The following is a 24,530-nucleotide window of genomic DNA, read 5'->3' on the forward strand; positions in this document are numbered from 1 at the left end:
CACGACTCTACACATTTACGCCCGACAAATTGCTCATTGCATGGCAATTTGGCGCAAAATACTATGTACTGACAAACAAATGGCGAGGAAGTTCGCCCTCATTGACGCGTCTGTGACGCACGCAAAAGTACAAGGCTATGGCACAAGAAATCGAATTAAAGTTTATCGTCGAAAAAGACAGCGTTGACGCACTCCGCCAGCATCTGCATACGCTTTCCGGCGAACACCATGCACCGGTACAACTGCTTAATATCTATTACGAAACGCCGGACAACTGGCTGCGCCGCCACGACATGGGGCTGCGCATCCGTGGCGCGAGCGGTCGCTACGAGATGACGATGAAAATTGCCGGCCGCGTGGTCGGCGGGTTACATCAGCGCCCGGAATACAATATCGACATCAGCAAGCCAGAACTTGAGCTGGAACGCTTCCCGGCGGAAGTCTGGCCGGAAGGCGAGCTGCCTTCCACGCTGGCGGAACAGGTGCAGCCGCTGTTCAGCACCGATTTCTGGCGCGAAAAATGGCTGGTGACGGAAGGTAAAAGCCGCATCGAAATCGCCCTAGATCTGGGAGAGGTGAAGGCGGGTGAGTTCCAGGAGCCGATTTGCGAACTGGAGCTTGAGCTGCTGGAAGGAGACGCAAATGACGTGCTGAAGCTGGCGCGCAAGCTGGTGAACCAGTCCGGGCTGCGTCAGGGAAGCCTGAGTAAAGCCGCGCGGGGTTACCATCTGGCCGCCGGGAATGCGCCGCGCGTGCTGAAAGAGACGACCATTTTGCACGTTGCGCCGAAAGCGAGCGTTGAGCAGGGGCTGGAAGCCGCCCTGGAGCTGGCGCTTTCCCAGTGGCAGTACCACGAAGAGCTGTGGGTGCGAAATGTGAAAAACGCCAAATCCCACGTGCTCGCGGCAATTGCCCTGGTGCGCCATACCCTGGCGCTGTTCGGCGGTATTGTTCCTCGTAAAGCGAGCGCTCACTTACGTGACCTGCTGACGCAGACCGAAACGCTGATGCTCTCCGACGTCTCGGCGCAAACGGCGATCTACAGCCCGCAAGCCGCTTCGGCAAAACTGGCGCTGACCGAGTTTCTGGTCACGCGCGGCTGGCGCGCCTTCCTGGATGCGAAAGCCGAGGCCAAAATCGCGGAAAACTTTAAGCGTTTCGCGGACATTCATCTTTCCCGTCATGCCGCTGAACTGAAGAGTACCTTTGCGTATCCGCTCGGCGATAAGTATGGCGATCAGCTTCCCCGTCTTTCACGCAACATCGACAGCATGCTGCTCCTTTCCGGTGCCTACGACGGTCCACAGGCGCAGGCGTGGCTGGAGAACTGGCAGGGGCTGAAGCATGCCATCGAAACCCGTCAGCATATTGAGATTGAGCATTTCCGTAACGAGGCCATTTCGCAGGAGCCGTACTGGCTGCACAGCGGAAAACGTTAACTCTGGCAAGGAACCCCTAAAATGCCGCTTTCTTCACCGTTACAGCAGCAGTGGCAGACCGTTTGTGAACGTCTGCCTGAGTCATTACCGGCGTCATCGTTAAGCGAGCAGGCGAAAAGCGTGCTCGCCTTCAGTGATTTTGTGCAGGAAAGCATCACCATCTACCCGGACTGGCTGGCGGAGCTTGAGAACGCACCGCCGCAGGCGGACGAGTGGCGGCACTATGCCGGCTGGCTGAAAAACGCACTCGAAGACGTAACGGATGAGGCGACGCTGATGCGCGTCCTGCGCCAGTTCCGCCGTCGGGTGATGGTGCGCATTGCCTGGGCGCAGGCGCTGGAGCTGGTGAGCGAAGAGAGCACGCTGCAGCAGCTAAGCGAGCTGGCGCAAACGCTGATTGTCGCCGCGCGCGACTGGCTCTATGCCGCCTGCTGTAAAGATTGGGGCACGCCGTGCAGTGAGGAAGGGGTTCCTCAGCCGCTGTTGATTCTGGGGATGGGCAAGCTGGGCGGCTGCGAGCTGAACTTCTCCTCAGACATCGACCTGATTTTTGCCTGGCCCGAGAACGGCTCCACGCGCGGCGGCCGTCGCGAGCTCGACAACGCCCAGTTCTTTACCCGTCTCGGTCAGCGTCTGATTAAGGCGCTGGATCAGCCAACGCAGGACGGCTTTGTTTACCGCGTGGACATGCGCCTGCGCCCGTTTGGCGACAGCGGACCGCTGGTATTGAGCTTTGCCGCGCTGGAGGATTACTACCAGGAACAGGGGCGCGACTGGGAGCGCTATGCGATGGTTAAGGCGCGGATCATGGGCGACAGCGACGACGCCTACGCCAACGAGCTGCGCGCCATGCTGCGCCCGTTCGTGTTCCGTCGCTATATCGACTTCAGCGTCATCCAGTCCCTGCGTAATATGAAAGGGATGATTGCCCGTGAGGTTCGCCGTCGCGGGCTGAAGGACAACATCAAGCTCGGCGCGGGCGGTATTCGCGAAATCGAATTTATCGTTCAGGTTTTCCAGCTGATTCGCGGCGGGCGTGAGCCATCGCTGCAGTCCCGTTCGCTGCTGCCGACGCTGAGCGCCATCGAGCAGCTTCACCTGCTGCCGGACGGCGACGCGCAAACCCTGCGCGAGGCCTACCTGTTCCTGCGTCGTCTGGAAAACCTGCTGCAAAGCATCAACGACGAACAGACCCAGACCCTGCCGGGGGATGACCTTAACCGGGCGCGTCTGGCCTGGGGGATGCGCGTGGATGACTGGTCAACGCTGACCGAAAGGCTCGATGCCCATATGGCAGGCGTGCGCCGCATCTTTAACGAACTGATCGGTGATGACGAAAGCGAATCGCAGGACGACGCGCTTTCAGAGCACTGGCGCGAGCTGTGGCAGGACGCGCTTCAGGAGGATGACACGACCCCCGTGCTGTCGCACCTCAGCGACGATGCCCGTCATCGCGTGGTGGCATTGATTGCCGATTTCCGTCTTGAGCTGAACAAACGCGCCATCGGCCCGCGCGGCCGTCAGGTGCTGGATCATCTGATGCCGCACCTGCTGAGCGAGGTCTGCTCGCGGGCGGACGCGCCGGTGCCGCTGTCGCGCATGATGCCGCTGCTGAGCGGAATTATCACGCGTACCACGTACCTTGAGCTTTTGAGCGAGTTTCCGGGAGCACTCAAGCACCTGATTACGCTCTGCGCCGCGTCGCCGATGGTGGCGAACAAGCTGGCGCGTTACCCGCTGCTGCTGGATGAGCTGCTCGACCCGAACACGCTGTATCAGCCAACGGCGACGGATGCCTACCGGGACGAGCTGCGTCAGTATCTGCTGCGCGTGCCGGAAGAGGACGAAGAGCAGCAGCTGGAAGCGCTGCGCCAGTTTAAGCAGGCGCAGATGCTGCGCGTGGCGGCGGCGGATATTGCCGGAACGCTGCCGGTGATGAAAGTGAGCGATCACTTAACCTGGCTTGCAGAGGCGATCATCGACGCCGTGGTCCATCAGGCGTGGGTGCAGATGGTGGCCCGCTACGGCCAGCCGAAGCACCTTGCTGACCGCGAGGGACGAGGGTTTGCCGTGGTCGGTTACGGCAAGCTCGGCGGCTGGGAGCTGGGATACAGCTCCGATCTGGATTTAATCTTCCTGCACGACTGCCCGGTTGACGTGATGACCGACGGCGAGCGTGAGATTGACGGGCGTCAGTTCTATCTGCGCCTGGCCCAGCGCATTATGCACCTGTTCAGCACCCGCACCTCGTCGGGCATTTTGTATGAAGTCGATGCGCGCCTGCGTCCGTCCGGCGCGGCGGGCATGCTGGTCACCTCAACGGAATCCTTCGCCGATTACCAGAAGAATGAAGCCTGGACGTGGGAGCATCAGGCGCTTGTGCGCGCCCGCGTGGTGTATGGCGATCCGCAGCTCAAAACGCAGTTCGATGCCATTCGTAAGGACGTCATGACCACCCCGCGCGAGGGTAGTACGCTGCAGATCGAAGTGCGCGAGATGCGCGAGAAAATGCGCGCGCACCTGGGTAATAAACACCGCGATCGCTTTGATATCAAAGCCGACGAGGGCGGGATTACCGATATTGAATTCATTACCCAGTATCTGGTGCTGCTGCACGCCCACGACAAGCCGAAGCTGACGCGCTGGTCCGATAACGTGCGCATTCTGGAACTGCTGGCGCAAAACGACATCATGGACGAGCAGGAGGCGCAGGCCTTAACCCGCGCCTACACGACGCTTCGCGATGAGCTTCATCACCTGGCGCTGCAGGAGGAACCGGGGCACGTGGCGCTGGACAGTTTTGCTCATGAACGTGCTCAGGTAACGGCCAGCTGGCAGAAGTGGCTGGTGGAACCGTGCGTAACAAATCAAGTGTGATATTATCGCGCGCAAATTGTGAATCTTTCTGGAGTCAGGAATGAAAGTAACACTGCCAGAGTTTGAACGTGCTGGGGTAATGGTTGTTGGGGATGTGATGCTGGATCGCTACTGGTATGGGCCTACCAGCCGCATCTCTCCGGAAGCACCGGTACCGGTGGTTAAGGTCGACACCATTGAAGAGCGTCCCGGCGGCGCGGCAAACGTGGCGATGAACATTGCCTCTCTGGGCGCGCAGTCGCGTCTGGTGGGCCTGACCGGCATCGACGATGCGGCTCGCGCGCTGAGCAAGTCGCTGGCGGACGTGAACGTGAAGTGCGATTTCGTTTCTGTTCCGACCCACCCGACCATCACCAAGCTGCGCGTGCTGTCACGCAACCAGCAGCTGATCCGCCTCGACTTTGAAGAAGGTTTCGAAGGCGTTGATCCCGAGCCGCTGCACGAGCGCATTAACCAGGCGCTGGGCAATATCGGCGCGCTGGTGCTGTCCGACTACGCCAAAGGCGCGCTGGCCAGCGTGCAAACGATGATTCAGCTGGCGCGTAAAGCCAGCGTGCCGGTGCTGATCGACCCGAAAGGGACTGATTTTGAGCGCTATCGCGGCGCGACGCTGCTGACGCCAAACCTCTCCGAGTTTGAAGCGGTGGCTGGCAAGTGCAAAACCGAGGACGAACTGGTTGAGCGCGGCATGAAGATCATTGCCGACTTCGAGCTGTCCGCGCTGCTGGTGACCCGCTCCGAGCAAGGGATGACGCTGCTGCAGCCGGGCAAATCGCCGCTGCATATGCCAACCCAGGCGCAGGAAGTGTACGACGTGACCGGTGCCGGTGATACGGTGATCGGCGTGCTGGCGGCGACGCTGGCCGCAGGCAACTCCCTGGAAGAGGCGTGCTACTTCGCTAACGCCGCGGCGGGTGTGGTCGTCGGTAAACTCGGTACCTCAACCGTGTCCCCAATCGAGCTGGAAAACGCGGTGCGCGGCCGTGCGGACACCGGTTTTGGCGTCATGACCGAAGACGAGCTAAAGGTGGCCGTCGCCGCCGCGCGCAAGCGTGGTGAAAAAGTGGTGATGACCAACGGCGTGTTCGACATTCTGCACGCGGGCCACGTTTCGTATCTGGCGAACGCGCGCAAGCTGGGCGATCGCCTGATTGTGGCGGTTAACAGCGATGCATCGACGAAACGCCTGAAGGGTGAAACGCGTCCGGTGAACCCGCTCGAGCAGCGCATGATTGTGCTCGGCGCGCTGGAAGCCGTGGATTGGGTGGTGTCGTTTGAAGAAGATACCCCGCAGCGTCTGATTGCCGGTATTCTGCCGGACCTGCTGGTGAAAGGCGGGGATTACAAGCCGGAGCAAATCGCGGGCAGCGAAGAGGTCTGGGCTAACGGCGGCGAGGTGATGGTGCTCAACTTTGAGGACGGGTGCTCAACCACCAATATCATCAAGAAGATCCAGAAAGACAATCAGTAAAAAAAACGGGCCAGCTGGCCCGTTTTTTTTTTCACCCTCTCCCTGTGGGAGAGGGCTGAAGTGAGGGCATCAGGCCGCACTTACTCCTGGTCATCCACCGGTGGAATGGCCGGTGCTGGCTTCACTTCTTCCGGCGCATTGCGGTTTTCCAGCTCGGTCAGACGCTGTTCCAGCAGCGCCAGCTTCTCGCGGGTGCGCAGCAGAACCTGGGTCTGCACGTCAAACTCTTCGCGGCTGACTAAATCAAGGCGAACCAACTGCGCCTGCAGCGTCTGGCGGATTTTCTTCTCAACGTCATCACCAAATTCACGAATGCCTTTTGGCATAGATTCATGAACCTGACGCGCAATTTGCTCAATTTTTTTCGGGTCAATCATTGTCGTTTCCCTTGATGGAAAGGTGTTAGTGTCCATTGTAGCGCGTCATGCCCGGGGTAAACAAAATTGTTTGATGCTTATGCATTGCCCAGGATAATCAATAGCGTTATAGTTATCTCGCTTATTCTCAGGGCGGGGCGAAATTCCCCACCGGCGGTAAATCAGCGTGACGCTGAAAGCCCGCGAGCGCTTTGGGTGAAAACTCAAAGGTCAGCAGATCCGGTGTAATTCCGGGGCCGACGGTTAGAGTCCGGATGGGAGAGAGTAACGATCAAGTCGGGCATGGGCCCGCTCACGTTATCTTTTTGCCGCTAATACGGCGCTCCTAAGACTGCCCTGATTCTGGTAACCATAATTTTAATGAGGTTTTTTTACCATGAATCAGACGCTACTTTCCTCTTTTGGCACTTCAACTCAACGTGTTGAACATGCACTGGATGCACTGCGCGAAGGCCGCGGTGTGATGGTGCTTGACGATGAAAACCGTGAAAACGAAGGCGACATGATTTTCGCCGCCGAAAACATGACCGTTGAACAGATGGCGCTGACCATCCGTCACGGCAGCGGCATCGTATGCCTGTGTATTACCGAAGATCGTCGTAAGCAGCTTGAGCTGCCGATGATGGTCGAAAACAACACCAGCGCCTTTGGTACCGGTTTTACCGTGACCATTGAAGCGGCGCATGGCGTGACCACCGGTGTGTCTGCGGCTGACCGTCTGACCACCGTACGTGCAGCGATTGCTGATGGTGCGAAGCCATCCGATCTGCACCGTCCAGGTCACGTCTTCCCACTGCGTGCGCAGGCGGGCGGCGTGTTGACCCGCGGTGGTCACACCGAAGCGACGATCGATCTGGTGACGCTGGCTGGCTTCAAACCTGCTGGCGTGCTGTGCGAATTGACCAACGATGACGGCACCATGGCGCGCGCGCCGGAGTGCATCACCTTTGCCCGCCTGCACAACATGCCGGTAGTAACGATTGAAGATCTGGTTGAGTATCGCCAGGCGCACGAGCGCAAAGCCAGCTGATAATAAAAAACGCCGGGATGTCCCGGCGTTTTTTTACCCGATTCCTGCGGTCTGCAGCAGAACCAGACTTAATCCCATCACCGACATTCCGCACAGCACGCCATAGCTGGGGTTGTTGTTAGGATCGATCTCCTTCGCCAGCGGCATCAGTTCATCCACCGAAAGCGCAACCATGATCCCGGCTACCGCTGCCATAATCGCCGCCATCACTACCGGAGAGACCAGGCTACCGAGGATGAGCCAGGCCAGCACGCCGCCAAGGATTTCGGCCATCCCGGAAATACCCGCCCAGAACACCGCGGTACGTTTCGAGCCCGTTGCGGCATACACGGGCCCAGCCACGGCCAGCCCTTCAGGAATATTGTGTAAGGCGACCGCCAGCGCGATGCCAAAGCCCATCTCAAGATTGCTGCTGGCCGTCACGTAGGTGGCGACCCCTTCCGGAAAGTTATGCAGACTGATGCCAAGCGTTAACAGTACGGCGGTACGCTTGATATTGCGCGGCATGGGCGTCACGTTTTTTTGCATTAAATCCTGCGGATGCGCGTGCGGCAGCATCCGATCGAGGGCAAAGTATCCCAACAGACCAAAGACAAACATGCCGTAGCCCAGCAGTGGAGACATGCCTTCTGTGCCCAGCGCGGCAGGCAGCATCTCCATCAGGGAGATGAGCAGCATGATCCCGGCAGCAAAGCCCAGTGAGAAGGCCAGCAAGCGGTTAGAGGGCTTTTGGCCGAGCACGCCGAGAAGCGCACCGATGAAGGTCGCGGCGCCCGCCAGTATGGTCAGGATCAAGGGGACTGACATGCATTGCTCCTTATGATAATGATTCTCATTAATATAAATGATTCATTTCTGGCAAAGCGAGGGGGAAAACCCGGCTTTACACATTCCTTACATTCAAATTTCCTGATGATGATCTTCACGCTTATCTGCGTTCATCTTTGCCGGATTGCGCGTAATGTAGCACCATTAAATTGACACCTTCTGTAAGGATATCACCATGACTTCTTCCCGTATGCCAGCCCTGTTTTTAGGCCACGGCAGCCCAATGAACGTTCTGGAAGACAACGTCTATACCCGCGCCTGGCGTCATCTGGGCGAGACGTTGCCGCGTCCGAAAGCGATCGTGGTGGTCTCTGCACACTGGTTTACCCGTGGAACAGGCGTGACCGCCATGGAAGCGCCAAAAACCATTCATGATTTTGGCGGCTTCCCGCAGGCGCTGTACGACACGCATTATCCGGCCCCCGGCTCGCCTGAGCTGGCACAAAGGCTGGTGGATTTGCTGGCGCCTGTCTCTGTGACGCTGGATAAAGAAGCCTGGGGCTTTGACCATGGCTCCTGGGGCGTTCTGATTAAAATGTATCCTGACGCGGATATCCCGATGGTGCAGTTGAGCATCGACAGCACCAAACCGGCCGCCTGGCATCTGGAGATGGGCCGTAAGCTGGCGACCCTGCGTGATGAAGGCATCATGCTGGTGGCGAGCGGCAACGTGGTGCATAACCTGCGTACCGCACGCTGGCACGGTGAGAACACGCCGTACCCATGGGCGATCTCTTTTAACGACTACGTCAAAGCGAACCTGACCTGGCAAGGCCCGGCTGAGGCGCATCCGCTGGTGAACTATCTGGATCACGAAGGCGGTTCGCTCTCTAACCCGACGGCTGAACACTTCCTGCCGTTGCTGTACGTTCTTGGCGCGTGGGATGGTCAGGAGCCGGTTACGATCCCGGTCGACGGGATCGAGATGGGAAGTCTGAGTATGCTGTCGGTGCAGGTGGGGTAATAAAAGCAAAACGGCAACTTCAGGTTGCCGTTTTTAGTGTTTGCACGCTCTCCCTGTCGGAGAGGGCTGAGGTGAGGGCATCAGGCCGCAGTCTTATTCCACAAAAATATGCGGATAAAACCGCGACAGATCCTGCGTGATCAGCGCGCGATCTTCGCGAATACCAATCCCGGCCGGCCGATCGTTGATAAGCCAGCTGCCAATCAGCGTATAGCTGTCACCAAATTTCGGCAGTTGATAGAACTCCTGGACGATCATCCCTTCTTCGCCGTACGGCCCTTCAACCGCTTCCAGCGTCTTACCGTTTTCGATAATCGACACGTTCGCACCTTCGCGAGAGAAGATCGGCTTAACGACGTATTTCTCCATCTGCGGGTAATTATCTTCCGCAAAGTAGGCCGGCAGAAGGTTAGGGTGATTCGGGAACATCTCCCACAGCATCGGCAGCAGGGCTTTGTTGGAGATGATGCTCTTCCAGGCCGGCTCCAGCCAGCGCACGCCAGCATCTTCCAGCTTGGTGGAGAACATCTCGCGCAGCATATATTCCCACGGGTAGAGCTTGAACAGGTTGCTGATCACCTGATCCTGCATGTCCGTGAACTGACCCTTTTCACCCAGGCCGATATCCTCGATATAGAGGAACTCGGTCGCCACTTCCGCTTCGGCGGCGCAGTCCTGCAGATACTGAACCGTGCCACGGTCTTCTTCCGTGTCGCGGCAGCAGGCGAGATGCAGCAGGTTGAAGCCAAACTGCTCGCGCAGCTCGGCGAAGCGCTCGATCAGCTTTTCCTGCAGGCTGTTGAACTGATCGCTGCCTTCCGGCAGGTTTCCGGCATTGGCCTGGTCTTCCAGCCAGATCCACTGGAAGAACGCCGCTTCATACAGAGAGGTTGGCGTATCGGCGTTGTTTTCCAGCAGCTTAGGCTCGCCTTTGCCGTCCCACGCCAGATCCAGGCGAGAGTAAAGCGAAGGCTGATTCGTTTTCCACGACTGGCGGACAAAGCTCCAGGTATGCTTCGGAATGCGGAACTTTGCCATCAGCTCGTCGCTGTCTATGACCTTTTCCACAACTTTCAGGCACATCTGGTGCAGCTCGGCGGTCACCTCTTCCAGTTTTTCCACCTGGGCCAGCGTAAGCTTGTAATAGGCGTCTTCACACCAGTACGGCTCGCCGTACATGGTGTGGAAGTTAAAGCCGTACTCGGTGGCTTTTTCACGCCAGTCCGGGCGCTCGGTGATACTGACTCGTTCCATGATCAGCCGCCCATTGAGCGAGTAGAGGAGGTGCCTGTTGCGCTGCGCTGCATGCTGGTCTGCTTCGCCACGGACTCACCAAACCCGCCGCGGGTGATGGTGCTGGTCGTCGCAGGCTTCGGCGCCATCGCCGTTTTCGGTACGGTCACGGTGCGGCCTGGGGTCGCTGCGCCGTAGCCTTTGCCGCTGGCATCGGTATATTGACCGTAAGCCGGGCTGGCCGGGTTTTTAGAGCTAAACAGCGGCTGCTGCTGGTAGCCCGCACCGCCGCCCATCAGGCGACCCATCATGTAGCCCGCCATCAGCGGCATCCAGAAGCTGCCGCTGGACTGCGCCTGCGCCTGATTTTCAGGTGCGGTGCCTGCCTGAGCCGGTGCCTGCTGGCACTGACCTTCACCAAACTCCGCCACGCAGTCTTCGCGTGAGGCATATTTCGGCGCGGTACGTTCCGCTTCTTTCAGCGCGCTGGTGTAGGCCGTTTTACATTCGGCCGCTTTACCGGTTGCGGCGGAGCAGTCGTCCGCGTTTTGATACAGCGAGACCGTTTCATCGTTTTTCTCACAGCCTGCCAGCATAAACACAGCGGTGACCGCCAGCGCGACAGGGGTGAGGTGACGCGCGTTCCAGCTCTTGCGGAACGACGCGTGATTTATAGATTTTGTCCGTTTCATATTTGTCTTCCAGGACCCAGTGGTAATAACGCTCAGGATAGAGGATGAGTGGTTGAAAATGAAGCGAAGAGGGGCGGAATCAGGGGGATCTTTACGTTGGCTTACGTTCGGATGTGATTTTGCGCCGGGTGGCACTGCGCTTACCCGGCCTACGATTCAGTAGGCCCGATAAGCGAAGCGCCATCGGGCAATGCTTAATTACGGAACGGATTATTGCCTTTGCTGGCAGGCGCAGCGGTACGCGCGGCAGCAGGCTGTGCAGCAGGGGTGTTGCTGTTAGCGTTGAAGTTATCAACCGCGGCAACCTGCTCCGGGTTCTCCGGCGCAACGCTGTCCGGAGAGGTGGAGACCGGCTTGCCCAGCGCGCTGTTCAGCATCTGCAGATCTTGCTCGTTCAGCGTACCCAGAGCCTGTTTGATGTTCAGCTGGTTAATCAGGTACTGGTAACGCGCGCTGGAGAGCTGCTGTTTCGCGTTGTACAGCGTGGTGGTCGCGTCGAGCACGTCCACGATAGTACGCGTACCGACCGAGTAACCCGCTTCCATCGCATCCAGGGAGCTCTGTGCAGACACCACGGCCTGTTTATAGGCGTTGATGCTGCTGATCGAGGCGTTCACGTTGTTGAAGGAGGAACGTACGGTCTGCACCACGTTGCGGTGGGCGCTTTCCAGCTGCTCGCTCGCGCCAACAAAGTTGTACTGAGCCTGTTTCACCTGAGAGTTGACCTGACCGCCCTGGTACAGCGGCAGGGAGAAGCTCAGACCCACTTTGTTCTGACCCATGTTGCTGTCGTCGTACTGGGACGTATTAGTTTTAGAGCCGCTATAGGTCGTATCAGAGACACCGGTAGACGCGCTCAGGCTCAGGGTTGGCAGATGGCCGTCCTGCGCCTGACGAATCTGCTCGCGGGCCAGGTCCTGGCTCAGACGTGCCTGCAGCAACGTCAGGTTGCGGTTTTCCGCCTCTTTCAGCAGGGCGTTAACGGCCTGCGGTTTATCCGTTTTAAAGCTGTCCACGTTCAGAGACGCCAGCTCAGGATAGTAATTCCCGGTGACCTGACGCAGGGATTCCAGCGCGTTGTCGAGGTTGTTACGCGCGGTCACTTCGTTAGCCAGCACGGTGTCGTACTGTGAACGGGCGTTCTGCACGTCGGTGATCGCAACGAGGCCCACGTTGAAACGCTGGGTGGTTTGATCTAACTGGCGGTAAATAGCCTGTTTCTGCGCTTCGGTGTAGGAGAGTGCGTCAATCGCGCTCAGCACGTTGAAGTACGCCGTGGCCGTGTTCAGGATCAGCGTCTGCTGGTCGGTCTGATAGGTCACATCCTGGATGCCTGCGCTTTTTTCCTGCAGGGTCAGGGCACGCCATTTGGACATATCAAACAGCGTCTGTGTCAATTGCAGTGAGGCGCTGGTAGCATTGGAGTTTACGCCGTTAGCGTCGCGGAAACCGTTGCTGTAGGTATAATCTGCACCTAACCCTAACTGTGGCAGCAAGGGGCTACGCGCTTCGTTAATCTTTTCAAACGCAGCATCACGATCGGCCGCTGATTTACGTAAATCAGGGTTGCCCAGACGTGCCTGCTGGTAGACCTGTAACAGGTTTTCCGCCTGGCTCATTGCACTGAAGCCCGTCAGGCTCAGGCCGATAAGGATGGGGAGCAATTTCTTCATTTGCATTCCTTGTTGTGAAGCAGTATTAGCGCTGATCTAATTAAAAAATAATTGCCGATTCTAACAGAATCTTCCATACCAAAAGGTTGGCGTAACGTGCCATCTGGCGGTAATTTGCACCAATCTACCATATAGCCTTACAAACGGCAGCCAAACAGCCTTGAAATTCACAATTTCATCACCATTGCTACCAGGACTCGACTCATGCAAAAACCAGAAAAGTTGCCCGTGACATTCGCCAAAAACGATGTAGAAATTATTGCACGAGAAACGCTTTATAGCGGTTTTTTTTCAATGGATCTTTACCGTTTCAGGCATCGCCTGTTTAACGGCGAGATGAGCGGCGAAATCAGACGTGAAATTTTTGAGCGCGGGCATGCGGCAGTCTTGCTACCCTTTGACCCAGTGCGTGACGAAGTTGTGCTGGTGGAGCAGATCCGCATCGCCGCTTATGACGTCAGTGAGAGCCCATGGCTGCTGGAGATGGTGGCCGGGATGATCGAAGAAGGTGAGACGGTTGAAGACGTCGCCCGGCGCGAGGCGCTGGAAGAGGCCGGACTGGTGGTGGGCCGCACAAAACCGGTGCTGAGCTATCTGGCAAGCCCGGGAGGTACCAGCGAGCGCTTGTCCATTATGGTGGGCGAAGTGGACGCCACGACGGCGGAAGGGATCCACGGTCTGGCAGATGAAAACGAAGATATTCGGGTTCATGTGGTGAGCCGGGAACAGGCTTACCAGTGGGTAGAAGAGGGGAAAATCGACAACGCAGCGTCTGTCATCGCCCTGCAATGGCTGCAGCTGCATTATCAGACATTACGAAACGAGTGGAAAAAATGAAGCGCTATACGCCTGACTTCCCAGAAATGATGCGCCTGTGCGAAACCAATTTCGCACAATTGCGCCGCCTGCTGCCGAAAAACGACGCACCCGGCGAAACGGTAAGCTATCAGGTGAGCAACGCGCAGTATCGATTAACGATAACAGAATCAACGCGCTACACTACGCTGGTGGAGATTGAGCAAACGGCACCCAGCATTAGCTACTGGAGCCTGCCGTCGATGACGGTACGCCTCTATCACGACGCGATGGTCGCTGAAGTGTGTTCAAGCCAGCAGATCTTTCGCTTCAAGGCGCGGTATGATTACCCGAATAAAAAGTTGCATCAACGCGACGAAAAGCATCAAATTAACCAGTTTTTAGCCGACTGGCTAAGATATTGTTTAGCACATGGAGCAATGGCGATTCCGGTTTGTTAGCGTCATAAACCTACCTAAGGACACCATTTGGAAAGCCTGTTGAACCTGACTGTTGCTGGTGGGGCGCCAGTCAGGATATTACAAATCACCGATACCCACCTTTTTGCCGAAAAGCATGAAACGCTGCTGGGGGTGAATACCTGGGAGAGTTATCAGGCGGTACTGAGCGCCATTCACGCTGAAAACCGTGCATGCGATCTGATTGTCGCAACGGGCGATCTGGCGCAGGACCAATCTTCCGCGGCCTACCAGCATTTTGCTGAAGGCATCGCGAGCTTCAGCGTGCCTTGCGTCTGGCTGCCAGGTAACCACGATTTCCAGCCCGCAATGTACAGTTCTCTCCAGGATGCGGGTATTTCTCCGGCGAAATGTGTTTTTGCGGGTGACCAGTGGCAGATCCTGCTGCTGGACAGCCAGGTGTTCGGCGTCCCGCACGGTGAGTTAAGCGAGTTTCAGCTCGACTGGCTTGAGACCAAACTGGCTGCTGAACCTGAACGCCACACGCTGCTGTTGCTTCATCATCATCCTCTGCCGGCGGGCTGCAGCTGGCTCGATCAGCACAGTCTGCGCAACTCCGCGGCGCTGGATCGCGTGCTGGCGAAGTTCCCGCGGGTGAAAAATCTGCTGTGTGGGCATATTCACCAGGAGCAGGATCTCGACTGGAACGGGCGCCGCATGCTGGCGACGCCGTCGACCTGCGTTCAGTTTAAGCCGCACTGCGCCAACTTTACGCTGGATACCATCGCGCCGGGCTGGCGCTGGCTGGAACTGCATGCCGACGGCACGCTGACCACGGAAGTCTGCCGTTTGACCGGCGCACAGTTCCGCCCGGACACCGCTTCAGAAGGCTATTGATGTCTACGCTCCTTTATCTGCACGGATTCAACAGCTCGCCGCGCTCCGCAAAAGCGACACTGTTTCGCCAGTGGCTGAACGAGCATCACCCCGACGTTGAGATGATTATCCCTCAGCTGCCGCCTTACCCGGCAGAGGCCGCGGAGATGCTGGAATCCATTGTGCTTGCTCACGGCGGCGAAACCTTCGGTGTGGTCGGTTCATCGCTGGGCGGGTATTACGCCACCTGGCTCTCGCAGTGCTTTATGCTGCCCGCCGTGGTAGTTAATCCGGCGGTACGGCCATTTGAGCTGCTGCGGGACTTTCTTGGCGAAAACGAGAACCCCTACACGGGCCAGCAATATGTGCTAGAGTCACGCCATATTTACGATCTCAAAGTTATGCAGGTCGACCCGCTCGAGGCGCCGGATCTCATCTGGCTGCTGCAGCAGACGGGAGATGAAGTGCTGGATTACCGCCAGGCAGTGGCGTATTACGCCTCCTGCCGCCAGACTATAGAAGAGGGCGGAAACCATGCTTTCACGGGCTTTGAGAATCATTTCACCCAGATTGTCGATTTTCTTGGACTGCACAGCCACTGACAATCAATGCGAATTGCTAGTTTAAATCATGACGCAAACCTATAACGCTGATGCCATTGAGGTCCTCACCGGGCTTGAGCCGGTTCGCCGCCGCCCGGGGATGTACACCGATACGACGCGCCCAAACCATCTGGGCCAGGAAGTTATTGATAACAGTGTGGATGAAGCGCTGGCGGGCCATGCCAAACGCGTTGACGTCATCCTGCACGCCGATCAGTCGCTGGAAGTCATTGACGACGGGCGCGGCATGCCGGTGGATATCCACCCGGAAGAGGGCGTCCCGGCCGTTGAGCTGATCCTCTGTCGTCTGCATGCGGGCGGTAAGTTCTCCAACAAAAACTACCAGTTCTCCGGCGGCCTGCACGGCGTGGGGATTTCCGTCGTCAACGCCCTGTCAAAACGCGTGGAAGTAAACGTCCGTCGCGACGGTCAGGTGTACAACATCGCGTTTGAAAACGGCGAGAAGGTGCAGGATCTTCAGGTTGTCGGGACGTGCGGCAAACGCAACACCGGCACCAGCGTTCACTTCTGGCCTGACGAGAGTTTCTTCGACAGCCCGCGCTTTTCCGTTTCTCGCCTGACGCACCTGCTGAAAGCCAAAGCGGTGCTGTGCCCGGGCGTGGAAATTACCTTTAAGGATAACGTCAACAACACCGAGCAGACCTGGCGCTACGAAGATGGCCTTAATGACTATCTGTGCGAAGCGGTAAACGGCCTGCCGACGCTGCCGGAAAAACCGTTCGTCGGCAATTTCACCGGCGACACCGAAGCGGTGGACTGGGCGCTGCTGTGGCTGCCGGAAGGCGGCGAGCTGCTGACCGAAAGCTACGTTAACCTGATCCCCACCATGTTGGGCGGTACCCACGTCAACGGCCTGCGTCAGGGCCTGCTGGACGCGATGCGCGAATTCTGCGAATACCGCAATATCCTGCCGCGCGGCGTGAAGCTGTCGGCGGAAGATATCTGGGACCGCTGCGCCTACGTGCTCTCCGTGAAGATGCAGGATCCGCAGTTTGCCGGTCAGACCAAAGAGCGCCTGTCGTCACGCCAGTGCGCGGCGTTCGTCTCCGGCGTGGTGAAAGATGCGTTTACCCTGTGGCTTAACCAGAACGTTCAGGCGGCAGAAATGCTGGCTGAAATGGCGATTTCCAGCGCCCAGCGTCGTCTGCGTGCCGCGAAGAAAGTGGTGCGTAAAAAGCTGACCAGCGGCCCAGCTCTGCCGGGCAAGCTGGCGGACTGTACCGCGCAGGATCTCAACCGTACCGAGCTGTTCCTCGTGGAAGGTGACTCGGCGGGCGGGTCGGCCAAGCAGGCGCGCGATCGTGAATATCAGGCGATCATGCCGCTCAAGGGTAAGATCCTGAATACCTGGGAAGTCTCCTCTGATGAAGTGCTGGCCTCGCAGGAAGTCCACGATATCTCGGTCGCGATCGGTATCGATCCGGACAGCGACGATCTAAGTCAGCTGCGCTACGGCAAGATCTGTATCCTCGCGGATGCGGACTCCGATGGTCTGCACATCGCCACGCTGCTGTGCGCGCTGTTTGTGAAGCACTTCAAAACGCTGGTGAAAAACGGTCACGTTCACGTGGCGCTGCCGCCGCTCTACCGTATCGACCTCGGTAAAGAGGTTTACTACGCGCTGACGGAGGAAGAGAAAGCGGGCGTGCTGGAACAGCTGAAGCGTAAGAAGGGCAAGCCGAACGTGCAGCGCTTTAAAGGGCTGGGCGAGATGAACCCGATGCAGCTGCGCGAAACGACGCTGGATCCGAACACGCGCCGTCTGGTGCAGCTGACGATCAGCGATGAAGACGAACAGCAAACCAACGCTATGATGGATATGCTCCTTGCCAAGAAACGTTCGGAAGACCGACGTAACTGGCTGCAGGAGAAAGGCGATATGGCGGATATTGAGGCCTGATGCTGAAAAAGCCCTGCGATGCAGGGCTTTTTTTGCCCGGTGGCGCTGCGCTTACCGGGCCTACGATCGATCCCCTCTCCCCTAAGGGGAGAGGGTTAGGGTGAGGGGAACACCCCCACTGACGTCAAAACTCCATCTTCACCGTAAACTGCACTTCGCGCGGGTCGCCAATCTGGTTACCCAGATTGTTGGTTGCGATAGATGAGGTGTAGTAAGTCTTATCAAACAGGTTCTTCACGTTCACCTGCAGCGTTACCGGATACTGCAGCTTCATCTTGTACGCCGCAAAGGCATCCGCCACAAAATAGCCCGGCAGATAATAATCCGCGCCGTTGGTTGCGGAACGACGGCTCACGCCGTGTCCGCCTCCGCCCAGCGTCAGGGTATTCCCGGCAAACGCATTATGAATATCGTAGGTCAGGAACAGGGAGCCGGTATGACGCGGCACGTTCGGCAGCGGTTTGCCCGCATAGTCCGGGTCTTCCAGCACCTTCGCGTCGGTATACCCGTAGCTGGCGATGATATTGGTGTTCTCGGTCAGCGATCCGGCGAGATCCACCTCAACGCCCTGAGAGCGCACGCGGCCCGCGGTTTTGGCGACAGTTTCATCCCCTACGCTCTCGGTGTAAAGCACGTTGCGCTTGTGGATATCAAACAGCGCAATATTGGCGGTAATGCCGTCGAACAGGTCGAACTTTGCGCCGACTTCGTAAGCATTAGACGTTTCCGGCGGCAGGTCGCCAATGTAGCTTGCAATGGACGACTGCGGCATAAACGTCTGGGAATAGTTGGCAAACAGCGAGACCGCCGGGGTGAGCTTATAGACAAGACCCAGCTTCGGCGTCCACTGATCGTCGCGGCTGTCGGTGTTCACGTTAAACGGACGCCCTTTCCCCGCGTACTGGGTGTAATACTGATAGCGCAGCCCGGCGACGGCAATCCACCTATCGGTCAGGTACAGCGCGTCCTGCGCGTAGGCGGAGTAGCTCTCCTGCTTGATGGTTTGATCGCTGTCGGATGCCGAGACGGTGGTGCACTTGCCGAGGCTGCCGTAGCTCGGGTTGTAAATATTGAAGTCCTTAACGTTCTTACAGCGGATCATGTCCGTACGCAGCAGATCGTAATTCTCATACGACACGCCGGTCAGGATCTCATTGTAAAAGCCCGCGATGTCCACGTTCCCCTGCAGATCCGCGCGCGTCGTGTGCATACGCTGGGTCGAACCCTGGGTCGCATCCACGCGGCGGGTCAGGTTGCCGGTTTTTGAATCGTAGGCCATCACGCGGGCCTGGTTGTCGCTGTATTTATCCTGGCTGTAGCTGTAGTCGAACTTCGCGGTCCACTGGCTGTTGAGGCGATATTCCGCGTTGAGCTGAGCGAGGTCGGACTGGCCGTCGGTCACGTTAAACGGTTCGTCGAAGCGGGTTTTACGATCGACGTTGACGGCTTTTTTAGTATTAAGATCGAAGATCGTTCCGCGATCGAACGGCGTTTTATAGTCGCGATGCGAATAGAGCACGGTCACGGTGGCATCGTCGCCAAACCAGGTGAGCGACGGGGCGATAAATGTGCTGCGTTCGGTGCCGAAATTACGCCAGTAATCCTCGTCCTGATACTCACCCGTGAGGCGATACGCCAGGCGCGTGCCGTCAATCGGGCCGGTAACATCGATCTGTCCGGTGCCGCCGCCAAAGCTGGAAGAGGTGGCAGAAATTGAACCGCCGAAGGTTTTCTCCGGGCGTTTGGTGACGACGTTAATCAGGCCGCCCGGATCGAGAATGCCATAGAGCGTAGAGGCCGGGCCTTTCAGCACCTCCACGCGCTCGGTTGCGGCATTAAAGCTGCGCGGCAGAACGGTGCGCAGACCGTTGGTCATGATTGACCCGTCGCGGTTCGCGCCAAACCCACGGCGCACAAAGGCATCCTGCGTACCGCCCAGGGTGTTGGTCTGCACCACGTTGCTGACGTTATAGAGCGCTTCATCCAGCGTGGTGGCGTGCTGATCCTCCAGCACTTTATCGCTGACGGTATTGACCACCTGCGGGATATCCAGCATTGGCATGTTGGTTAGCGTGGCGGTGGAGGTATTAAGCGGCTGATAGCCGTTGGTGGCCTCCGCCGCGGTATTTGGAGCGGCGGTGACGGTAAGCGTTTCGCCGTCTTTAGCCGCGGTGGTGTCTGCTGCCTGCGCCAGCGGCGCCATAAACAGCAGTGAAAAGAGCGCGCGCCCTTTTACCCCAGAGAGTGAAGGTGTGAACGTAGCCATTACATCTGTTATCCCGAAATATTCCGCGAATGCGTTCGCGGCAAACTGTGTGAGTCATTGCCCTTTACGATCTGTCCGTTAGCCACGGCGGGCATCGGACATGTAATTGAGAATCATTCAATCATGCGGGGATGTAGTAGTAAATGGAAAAAAGAAAAAAACGACTACAGCGCTTAACCGTGCGTATAAGCGCAGCAGGTTAATAATTAAATTATTGAAATTAAAGTTTTTTAAAGCTATTTCGCGTTCATCTTTCCTCTGGCTTTCCCCTGGTTTTTTCAGGGTGTATCTTCGCTTGACTACTACATGGCGCAGCGTCAAACTCTCAAAAGAGAATGAGTTTTATTTTTATTTGTTGGTTTTTCATTACGTTGGCATTCACGTGGCTCACAACTTAAAACAACCGGGACTGGTTCTGGAGAATCTCTCTGCGGGCTATCAGAAAAAAATCATCGTTGATGATATCTCCCTTGCGATCCCACAGCAGAAAATGACGGTGCTGGTAGGGGCGAACGGCTGTGGGAAATCCACGCTGTTGAGCACTATCGCGCGGCTGCTGCAGCCGCTTGGGGGAACCGCGCTGCTGGACGGTAAAGCCATTCATGAGCAGCCCACCAAAGCGGTCGCCCGCCAGCTTGGCATTCTCCCGCAGTCTCCGCTGCTGCCGGAAGGGTTAACCGTCTTTGAGCTTGTCTCGCGCGGGCGTTTTCCCTGGCAAAACTTTATGCGCCAGTGGAGCGACGAGGACGAGCGGGCGGTGGAAGAGGCCCTGCGGCTGACCGGCACGGCAGAGTTCGCCCATATGCCGGTGGAAAGTTTGTCCGGCGGCCAGCGTCAGCGCTGCTGGATCGCCATGGCGCTGGCGCAGCAAACGCCGTATATCCTGCTTGACGAGCCCACGACGTTTCTCGATCTCCGCTATCAGGTGGAGATCCTGGAACTGCTGCACACCCTGACCCGCCAGCACGGGCGTACCGTGGTGGTGGTGCTCCACGATCTCAACTTCGCCGTGAACTACGGCGATTCGCTGGTCTTTTTGCGCCAGGGGAAAGTTGAAGGCGTATTGCATGAGGGCGATGCCTGCACGCCGGAGCTGATCAAAGCGGTGTTTGAGGTGGACGTGCATATGTCCATAAACCCGTTGACCGGCAAGCCGTTCTTTATGCCTTTTCGGCAGGGCGCTGTTCAACCATGATGCGCTCCTCTCTGGCCTTCCTGATTTTTACATTGCTGCTGGCGCTGGGCGCGATTGTGCATCTTGGCATCGGGGCGCGGTTTATTCCTCCGCGAACGGTGGTGGAGGCATTCTTCCATTTCGATCCGCGCAATTTCGACCATAACGTCATTATCAAATTAAGACTGCTGCGCCTCTGCGCCGCGATGGTGACGGGCGCCGCGCTCGGCGTGGCGGGCGTGCTGCTGCAGTCCGTGATCCGCAACCCGCTCGGCGAGCCGCATATTCTGGGACTCAACGCCGGGGCAGCGCTGGCGGTGGTGAGCGCCAGCGCGCTTGGGCTGTCTCTGCCGTTTGGTCGCCCGCTGATTGCCGCCGCCGGTGCCGCCGCGCTGTTTCTGCTGGTGCTGATGTTCTCCTCGTCCGGTCGCACCGGGCTCACGCCGATGAAGATTACCCTGTGCGGCGTGGCGATGTCGGCGTTTGCCTCGTCGATTACCGCCGCGGTGTTAATCCTGGATGAACAGACGCTGCTCGCCCTGCGCACCTGGCTGGCGGGTGATATCGCCGGGGTCAACGCGCAGATACTCCAGAGTGCCCTGTGGGCTGCTGCCACTGGTTTTGTTCTTGCTATCGGGCTGTCGCCCTCGCTCAATATGCTGGCGCTGGGCGACAGAATGGCGCAGGGGCTTGGCGTGTCGCTGCTGAAAACCCGCCTGTTCGCCCTGCTGGCCATCGCGCTGCTCTGCGGCGCGGCCGTCTCCATCGCCGGACCGATTGGCTTTATTGGCCTTGTGGTGCCGCAGCTCATCCGCCGTCTGGTGTCGGTCGATTTGCGCGTGATGGTGCCGCTGTCGGCCCTGTGCGGCGCGCTGGTGTTGCTGCTGGCGGATATCGCTGCCCGCACGCTGTTTACCCCCTGGGAGCTGGCAACCGGCATCATGACGGCCCTGGTTGGCGCGCCCGCGTTCATCTTTATGGCTTCGAGGATGTTCAAATGAACCGGGCCGGACTCCGCGCAATCCGTGTTGGCCGTGTATCGGCGCTGGTTCGTCCGAAGGCGCTGGCGTACCTGTCGCTTTTCGCGCTGGCGGCGCTAAGCCTGCTGGGCTTTGGCCTGACGCACGGTTCTCTGCCCATTCCCACCTCCGCCATCGGGCGCGCGCTATTTTCGCCTGAGAGTCTGACGGCGGAGACGCGCTACGTCGTGATGGATATCCGCCTGCCGCGCCTGCTGATGGCGGCGCTGTGCGGGGCGATGCTCGGCATGGCGGGGGCGGCGATGCAGTCGATCACCCGCAACGGTCTGGCTGACCCCGGACTTATCGGCGTGAAGGAGGGCTGTAGCGCGGCGGTACTGCTGCTGATTTTTCAGTTCCCGGCGCTGGGCCTGGCCTGGCGTCCGCTGGTCGGCATGGCTGGTGGGCTGCTCACCGCGCTGCTGGTGATAGCCCTGGCGCGCGATATCTCGCGCCCGCGGTTCATTCTGATCGGCATCGGCGTGTCGTGGGCGTTTGCCGCGGCGATGGGCGTTTTTATCACCACCGCCGACGTGCGCGACGTGCAGACGGCGATGCTGTGGCTGGCGGGAAGCCTGCATGCGGCAAACTGGACGCTGGTGGGCCTGGCCGCGCTCTGGGCGGCTCCCGCGTTTGCGCTGCTGCTGTTTACCGCACGGGACGCGGACGTGGCGTTGCTCGGCAATCAGGCCGCCGCGGGCCTTGGCGTGCGCACAACCCGGCTGGCGCTGCTGCGGGTTCTCGCCCCGGTGGTGCTGACGGCGGCCTGCGTCTCCTGCGTGGGCAGCATTGGCTTTGTGGGGCTGATTGCCCCGCATATGGCGCGCCTGCTGCTGCGCGGTGGGCAAACCGCGCTCCTGACGGGAAGCGCCGTGCTGGGGGCGCTGCTGGTGCTGCTGGCGGACAACGTCGGACGTCTGGCATTCCTCCCGCTGCAGCTGCCGGCGGGGATTGTGATTTCATTGATTGGCGGACCGTTTTTCCTGCTGCTGCTCTGGCAGCGTAGGGACAGATTTTAGGGGACTATGATGCGCGTACTGTTTTCGATGCTGTTGCTGGTGGGGTTCGCGGTGAGCGCGGCGGAGCCGACGCAGGTTTTTACCGACGATTTAGGACGCAAGGTCGTTGTGCCGGTTCATCCGAAGCGGATTGTTTCCTTGCACGATCTCGATATCACCATTCCGCTGATTGAGCTTGGCGTGCCGCCGGTTGCGAGCCATGGCCGCACGCGGCCGGACGGTAGCCACTTTCTGCGCTCCAGCGGCATGCTGACCGGCGTGGACTTCGATAATTCCGACATTAAATTTATCGGTACGGCCGATATCGACATTGAAGCCATCGCCGCCGCAAAGCCTGACCTGATCGTTACCGAGCCGACCCGCAACACCCCGGTGGAACAGCTGGAAAAAATTGCCCCGACGGTAAGCATCGATCATCTCGACGGCGGCGCGCCGGAAATCTACCGCAAGCTGGCGCAGCTGACGGGCACGCAGGCAAGGCTAAACATTCTGGAACGCCGCTATCAGGAACAAATCAAGGCTCTGAAGGCGACCATCGACACGCGCAAAATCACCGTGTCAGTGATCCAGGCGAATCAGGGAAAGATTAACGCCATGCACAGCTACCACTCCCTGGGCCGCGTGCTGCGCGACGCAGGGTTCAAATTTCCGCCGCTAATTGAGTCCATCCCGGACGGAGGGCGCATCGACGTCAGCGCCGAGCGTCTGCCGGAGCTGGATGCCGATTTCGTCTTCGCCACCTGGCGCGGGGATACGGGCGGTAAACCGCAGGACGAGCTGGCGGCAATGGATGCGGTCATGCCGGGCTGGTGCCAGTTCCTGAATGCCTGCCGAACCGGGCATTACGTGCTGATCTCACGTGAAGAGGCGATCTCGAATTCGTTCGCCTCATTAGGGCTGATGGTCGCGCAGGTGCAGTCGCAGATTGCCGGGCGTCCGCTGCCGGAGGCGTCACGGTGATCCGAAGAGTCGATGTTTACGGTGAGAGATTCCGCGCGCGGGCGCATCAGCTGACGCCGCGTCTGCTGCAGGTCGCACGCTATATCCACGATAACCGCGAGGCGGTGATGGAGCAGACCGCCATGGAGATTGCCGCCGTACTGAAAACCTCGGATGCCACGGTGGTCCGCGCCATACAGGCGCTGGGTTTCGCCGGGCTGCGCGATCTCAAGCAGACGCTGGAGCAGTGGTTTGGACCGGTGGTTACCTCCAGCGAAAAGATGTCCACCACGGTGAACACGCTCGCCAGCGACGTCAACGCGAGCATTGATTTCGTGCTGGAGGGACATCAGCACACCTGCGAGGTGTTATCCGAGCCCCACAATCGCTACGCGATGGCGCAGGCGGTCTCTCTGCTGGCGCAGGCGAGGCAGGTCGCCATATTTGGCATTGGCGCCTCCGGCATTCTGGCCGAGTACACCGCCAGGCTGTTCAGCCGTATGGGGCTACCCGCCACGCCGCTCAACCGTACCGGGATCGGGCTTGCTGAACAGCTGATTGCGCTTCAGCGCGGCGATGTGCTGGTGATGATGGCGCAGAAATCCGCGCACCGGGAGGGACAAACCACCCTGCGTGAAGCAAAACGTCTGGGCATTCCCACCATCCTGCTGACCAACGCCCTCGACTCGCGTTTCAGCAAGGAGGCCAGCGTGGTGATCCACGTTCCGCGCGGCGGCGAAAAGGGCAAAATTCCGCTCCACGGCACGGTGCTGCTGTGTCTGGAGATGATCATTTTATCCGTCGCCTCAACCGAGCCGCAGCGCACCATCAAGTCGATGAAGCGCATCAACGAATTACATCGTGGGTTAAAGCCGGGGAAGAAAAGCAGCTAAAAACAACAAAGCCCGGTGGCGCT

General features: G+C 58.5%; 21 protein-coding genes and 1 riboswitch. Of the genes, 15 read left to right on the forward strand and 6 right to left on the reverse strand.

What is annotated here, in order from left to right; translation table 11 throughout:
• The first annotated feature begins 137 nt into the window (after positions 1-137).
• The 3 genes from RVY89_RS00155 to hldE are packed head-to-tail and all read left to right on the forward strand — an operon-like array spanning position 138 to position 5,787.
• Positions 138-1,439: a CYTH domain-containing protein gene (locus RVY89_RS00155; RefSeq protein ID WP_484826541.1), complete on the forward strand. Its 1,302-nt coding sequence runs from the start codon at positions 138-140 to the stop codon at positions 1,437-1,439.
• Positions 1,440-1,460: 21 nt separating this feature from the next.
• Positions 1,461-4,316: a bifunctional [glutamate--ammonia ligase]-adenylyl-L-tyrosine phosphorylase/[glutamate--ammonia-ligase] adenylyltransferase gene (glnE, locus tag RVY89_RS00160; RefSeq protein WP_484826542.1), complete on the forward strand. Its 2,856-nt coding sequence runs from the start codon at positions 1,461-1,463 to the stop codon at positions 4,314-4,316.
• Between the two features lie 40 nt (positions 4,317-4,356).
• Positions 4,357-5,787, forward strand: coding sequence for a bifunctional D-glycero-beta-D-manno-heptose-7-phosphate kinase/D-glycero-beta-D-manno-heptose 1-phosphate adenylyltransferase HldE (gene hldE / locus RVY89_RS00165; protein ID WP_484826543.1), 1,431 nt, complete (start codon positions 4,357-4,359; stop codon positions 5,785-5,787).
• Positions 5,788-5,867: 80 nt separating this feature from the next.
• Here the strand turns inward: hldE and ubiK are convergent, their stop codons facing one another.
• Positions 5,868-6,164, reverse strand: a complete 297-nt coding sequence (gene ubiK, locus RVY89_RS00170) for a ubiquinone biosynthesis accessory factor UbiK (RefSeq protein WP_014071796.1) — start codon at positions 6,162-6,164, stop codon at positions 5,868-5,870.
• 119 nt (positions 6,165-6,283) lie between these two features.
• Positions 6,284-6,434, forward strand: a riboswitch (FMN riboswitch).
• A 106-nt stretch (positions 6,435-6,540) separates the two neighbouring features.
• Here ubiK and ribB point away from each other — a divergent pair.
• Positions 6,541-7,194 carry a 3,4-dihydroxy-2-butanone-4-phosphate synthase gene (gene ribB / locus RVY89_RS00175; protein WP_010435670.1) on the forward strand — a complete coding sequence of 218 codons (654 nt, stop codon included), beginning with the start codon at positions 6,541-6,543 and terminating at the stop codon, positions 7,192-7,194.
• Between the two features lie 33 nt (positions 7,195-7,227).
• Here the strand turns inward: ribB and zupT are convergent, their stop codons facing one another.
• On the reverse strand, positions 7,228-8,001 hold the full coding sequence (gene zupT, locus RVY89_RS00180) for a zinc transporter ZupT (protein ID WP_484826544.1): 774 nt from the start codon (positions 7,999-8,001) through the stop codon (positions 7,228-7,230).
• A 196-nt stretch (positions 8,002-8,197) separates the two neighbouring features.
• On the opposite strand from zupT, the gene ygiD reads away from it, so the two are divergent.
• Complete coding sequence (ygiD, locus tag RVY89_RS00185) at positions 8,198-8,986, forward strand: 4,5-DOPA-extradiol-dioxygenase (RefSeq protein WP_484826545.1); 789 nt, start codon at positions 8,198-8,200, stop codon at positions 8,984-8,986.
• Positions 8,987-9,079: 93 nt separating this feature from the next.
• Here the strand turns inward: ygiD and RVY89_RS00190 are convergent, their stop codons facing one another.
• The 3 genes from RVY89_RS00190 to tolC form a co-directional block, all read right to left on the reverse strand.
• Complete coding sequence (locus RVY89_RS00190) at positions 9,080-10,240, reverse strand: glutathionylspermidine synthase family protein (RefSeq protein WP_484826546.1); 1,161 nt, start codon at positions 10,238-10,240, stop codon at positions 9,080-9,082.
• Between the two features lie 2 nt (positions 10,241-10,242).
• Positions 10,243-10,911 (reverse strand): DUF1190 family protein, encoded by a 669-nt coding sequence (locus tag RVY89_RS00195; protein ID WP_023309204.1) that lies wholly within the window; start codon positions 10,909-10,911, stop codon positions 10,243-10,245.
• Between the two features lie 194 nt (positions 10,912-11,105).
• A complete protein-coding gene (gene tolC / locus RVY89_RS00200; RefSeq protein ID WP_484826547.1) occupies positions 11,106-12,584 on the reverse strand; it encodes an outer membrane channel protein TolC in 1,479 nt (492 codons plus the stop codon).
• Positions 12,585-12,788: 204 nt separating this feature from the next.
• Between tolC and nudF the strand changes: the two genes are divergently transcribed.
• From nudF to parE, 5 genes are read left to right on the forward strand one after another with little or no spacing between them, the layout of a single operon-like run.
• On the forward strand, positions 12,789-13,421 hold the full coding sequence (nudF, locus tag RVY89_RS00205; protein ID WP_008502974.1) for an ADP-ribose diphosphatase: 633 nt from the start codon (positions 12,789-12,791) through the stop codon (positions 13,419-13,421).
• Positions 13,418-13,840: a DUF1249 family protein gene (locus tag RVY89_RS00210; protein ID WP_014833293.1), complete on the forward strand. Its 423-nt coding sequence runs from the start codon at positions 13,418-13,420 to the stop codon at positions 13,838-13,840. The genes nudF and RVY89_RS00210 overlap by 4 nt, the downstream gene beginning before the upstream one ends.
• Positions 13,841-13,867: 27 nt before the next feature.
• Positions 13,868-14,695: a 3',5'-cyclic-AMP phosphodiesterase gene (gene cpdA, locus RVY89_RS00215; protein WP_045909978.1), complete on the forward strand. Its 828-nt coding sequence runs from the start codon at positions 13,868-13,870 to the stop codon at positions 14,693-14,695.
• Positions 14,695-15,276 (forward strand): esterase YqiA, encoded by a 582-nt coding sequence (yqiA, locus tag RVY89_RS00220; protein WP_484826548.1) that lies wholly within the window; start codon positions 14,695-14,697, stop codon positions 15,274-15,276. The genes cpdA and yqiA overlap by 1 nt, the downstream gene beginning before the upstream one ends.
• A gap of 28 nt (positions 15,277-15,304) precedes the next feature.
• Positions 15,305-17,197 (forward strand): DNA topoisomerase IV subunit B, encoded by a 1,893-nt coding sequence (gene parE, locus RVY89_RS00225; protein WP_157189732.1) that lies wholly within the window; start codon positions 15,305-15,307, stop codon positions 17,195-17,197.
• 124 nt (positions 17,198-17,321) lie between these two features.
• On the opposite strand, the gene RVY89_RS00230 is transcribed toward parE, so the two are convergent.
• On the reverse strand, positions 17,322-19,463 hold the full coding sequence (locus tag RVY89_RS00230) for a TonB-dependent siderophore receptor (protein WP_484826549.1): 2,142 nt from the start codon (positions 19,461-19,463) through the stop codon (positions 17,322-17,324).
• A 382-nt stretch (positions 19,464-19,845) separates the two neighbouring features.
• Between RVY89_RS00230 and RVY89_RS00235 the strand changes: the two genes are divergently transcribed.
• The 5 genes from RVY89_RS00235 to RVY89_RS00255 are packed head-to-tail and all read left to right on the forward strand — an operon-like array spanning position 19,846 to position 24,507.
• Positions 19,846-20,658, forward strand: a complete 813-nt coding sequence (locus tag RVY89_RS00235; RefSeq protein ID WP_484826550.1) for an ABC transporter ATP-binding protein — start codon at positions 19,846-19,848, stop codon at positions 20,656-20,658.
• Entirely contained in the window at positions 20,655-21,638 is a 984-nt protein-coding gene (locus RVY89_RS00240) for a FecCD family ABC transporter permease (RefSeq protein WP_484826551.1), read from the forward strand. The genes RVY89_RS00235 and RVY89_RS00240 overlap by 4 nt, the downstream gene beginning before the upstream one ends.
• On the forward strand, positions 21,635-22,675 hold the full coding sequence (locus RVY89_RS00245) for a FecCD family ABC transporter permease (protein WP_484826552.1): 1,041 nt from the start codon (positions 21,635-21,637) through the stop codon (positions 22,673-22,675). The genes RVY89_RS00240 and RVY89_RS00245 overlap by 4 nt, the downstream gene beginning before the upstream one ends.
• A gap of 9 nt (positions 22,676-22,684) precedes the next feature.
• Positions 22,685-23,635 (forward strand): iron-siderophore ABC transporter substrate-binding protein, encoded by a 951-nt coding sequence (locus RVY89_RS00250; protein ID WP_484827881.1) that lies wholly within the window; start codon positions 22,685-22,687, stop codon positions 23,633-23,635.
• Positions 23,632-24,507 carry a MurR/RpiR family transcriptional regulator gene (locus RVY89_RS00255; RefSeq protein ID WP_484826553.1) on the forward strand — a complete coding sequence of 292 codons (876 nt, stop codon included), beginning with the start codon at positions 23,632-23,634 and terminating at the stop codon, positions 24,505-24,507. Before RVY89_RS00250 ends, RVY89_RS00255 begins: the two co-directional genes overlap by 4 nt.
• Positions 24,508-24,530: the final 23 nt, after the last annotated feature.

This window comes from Enterobacter sp. 3U4, assembly GCF_057224565.1.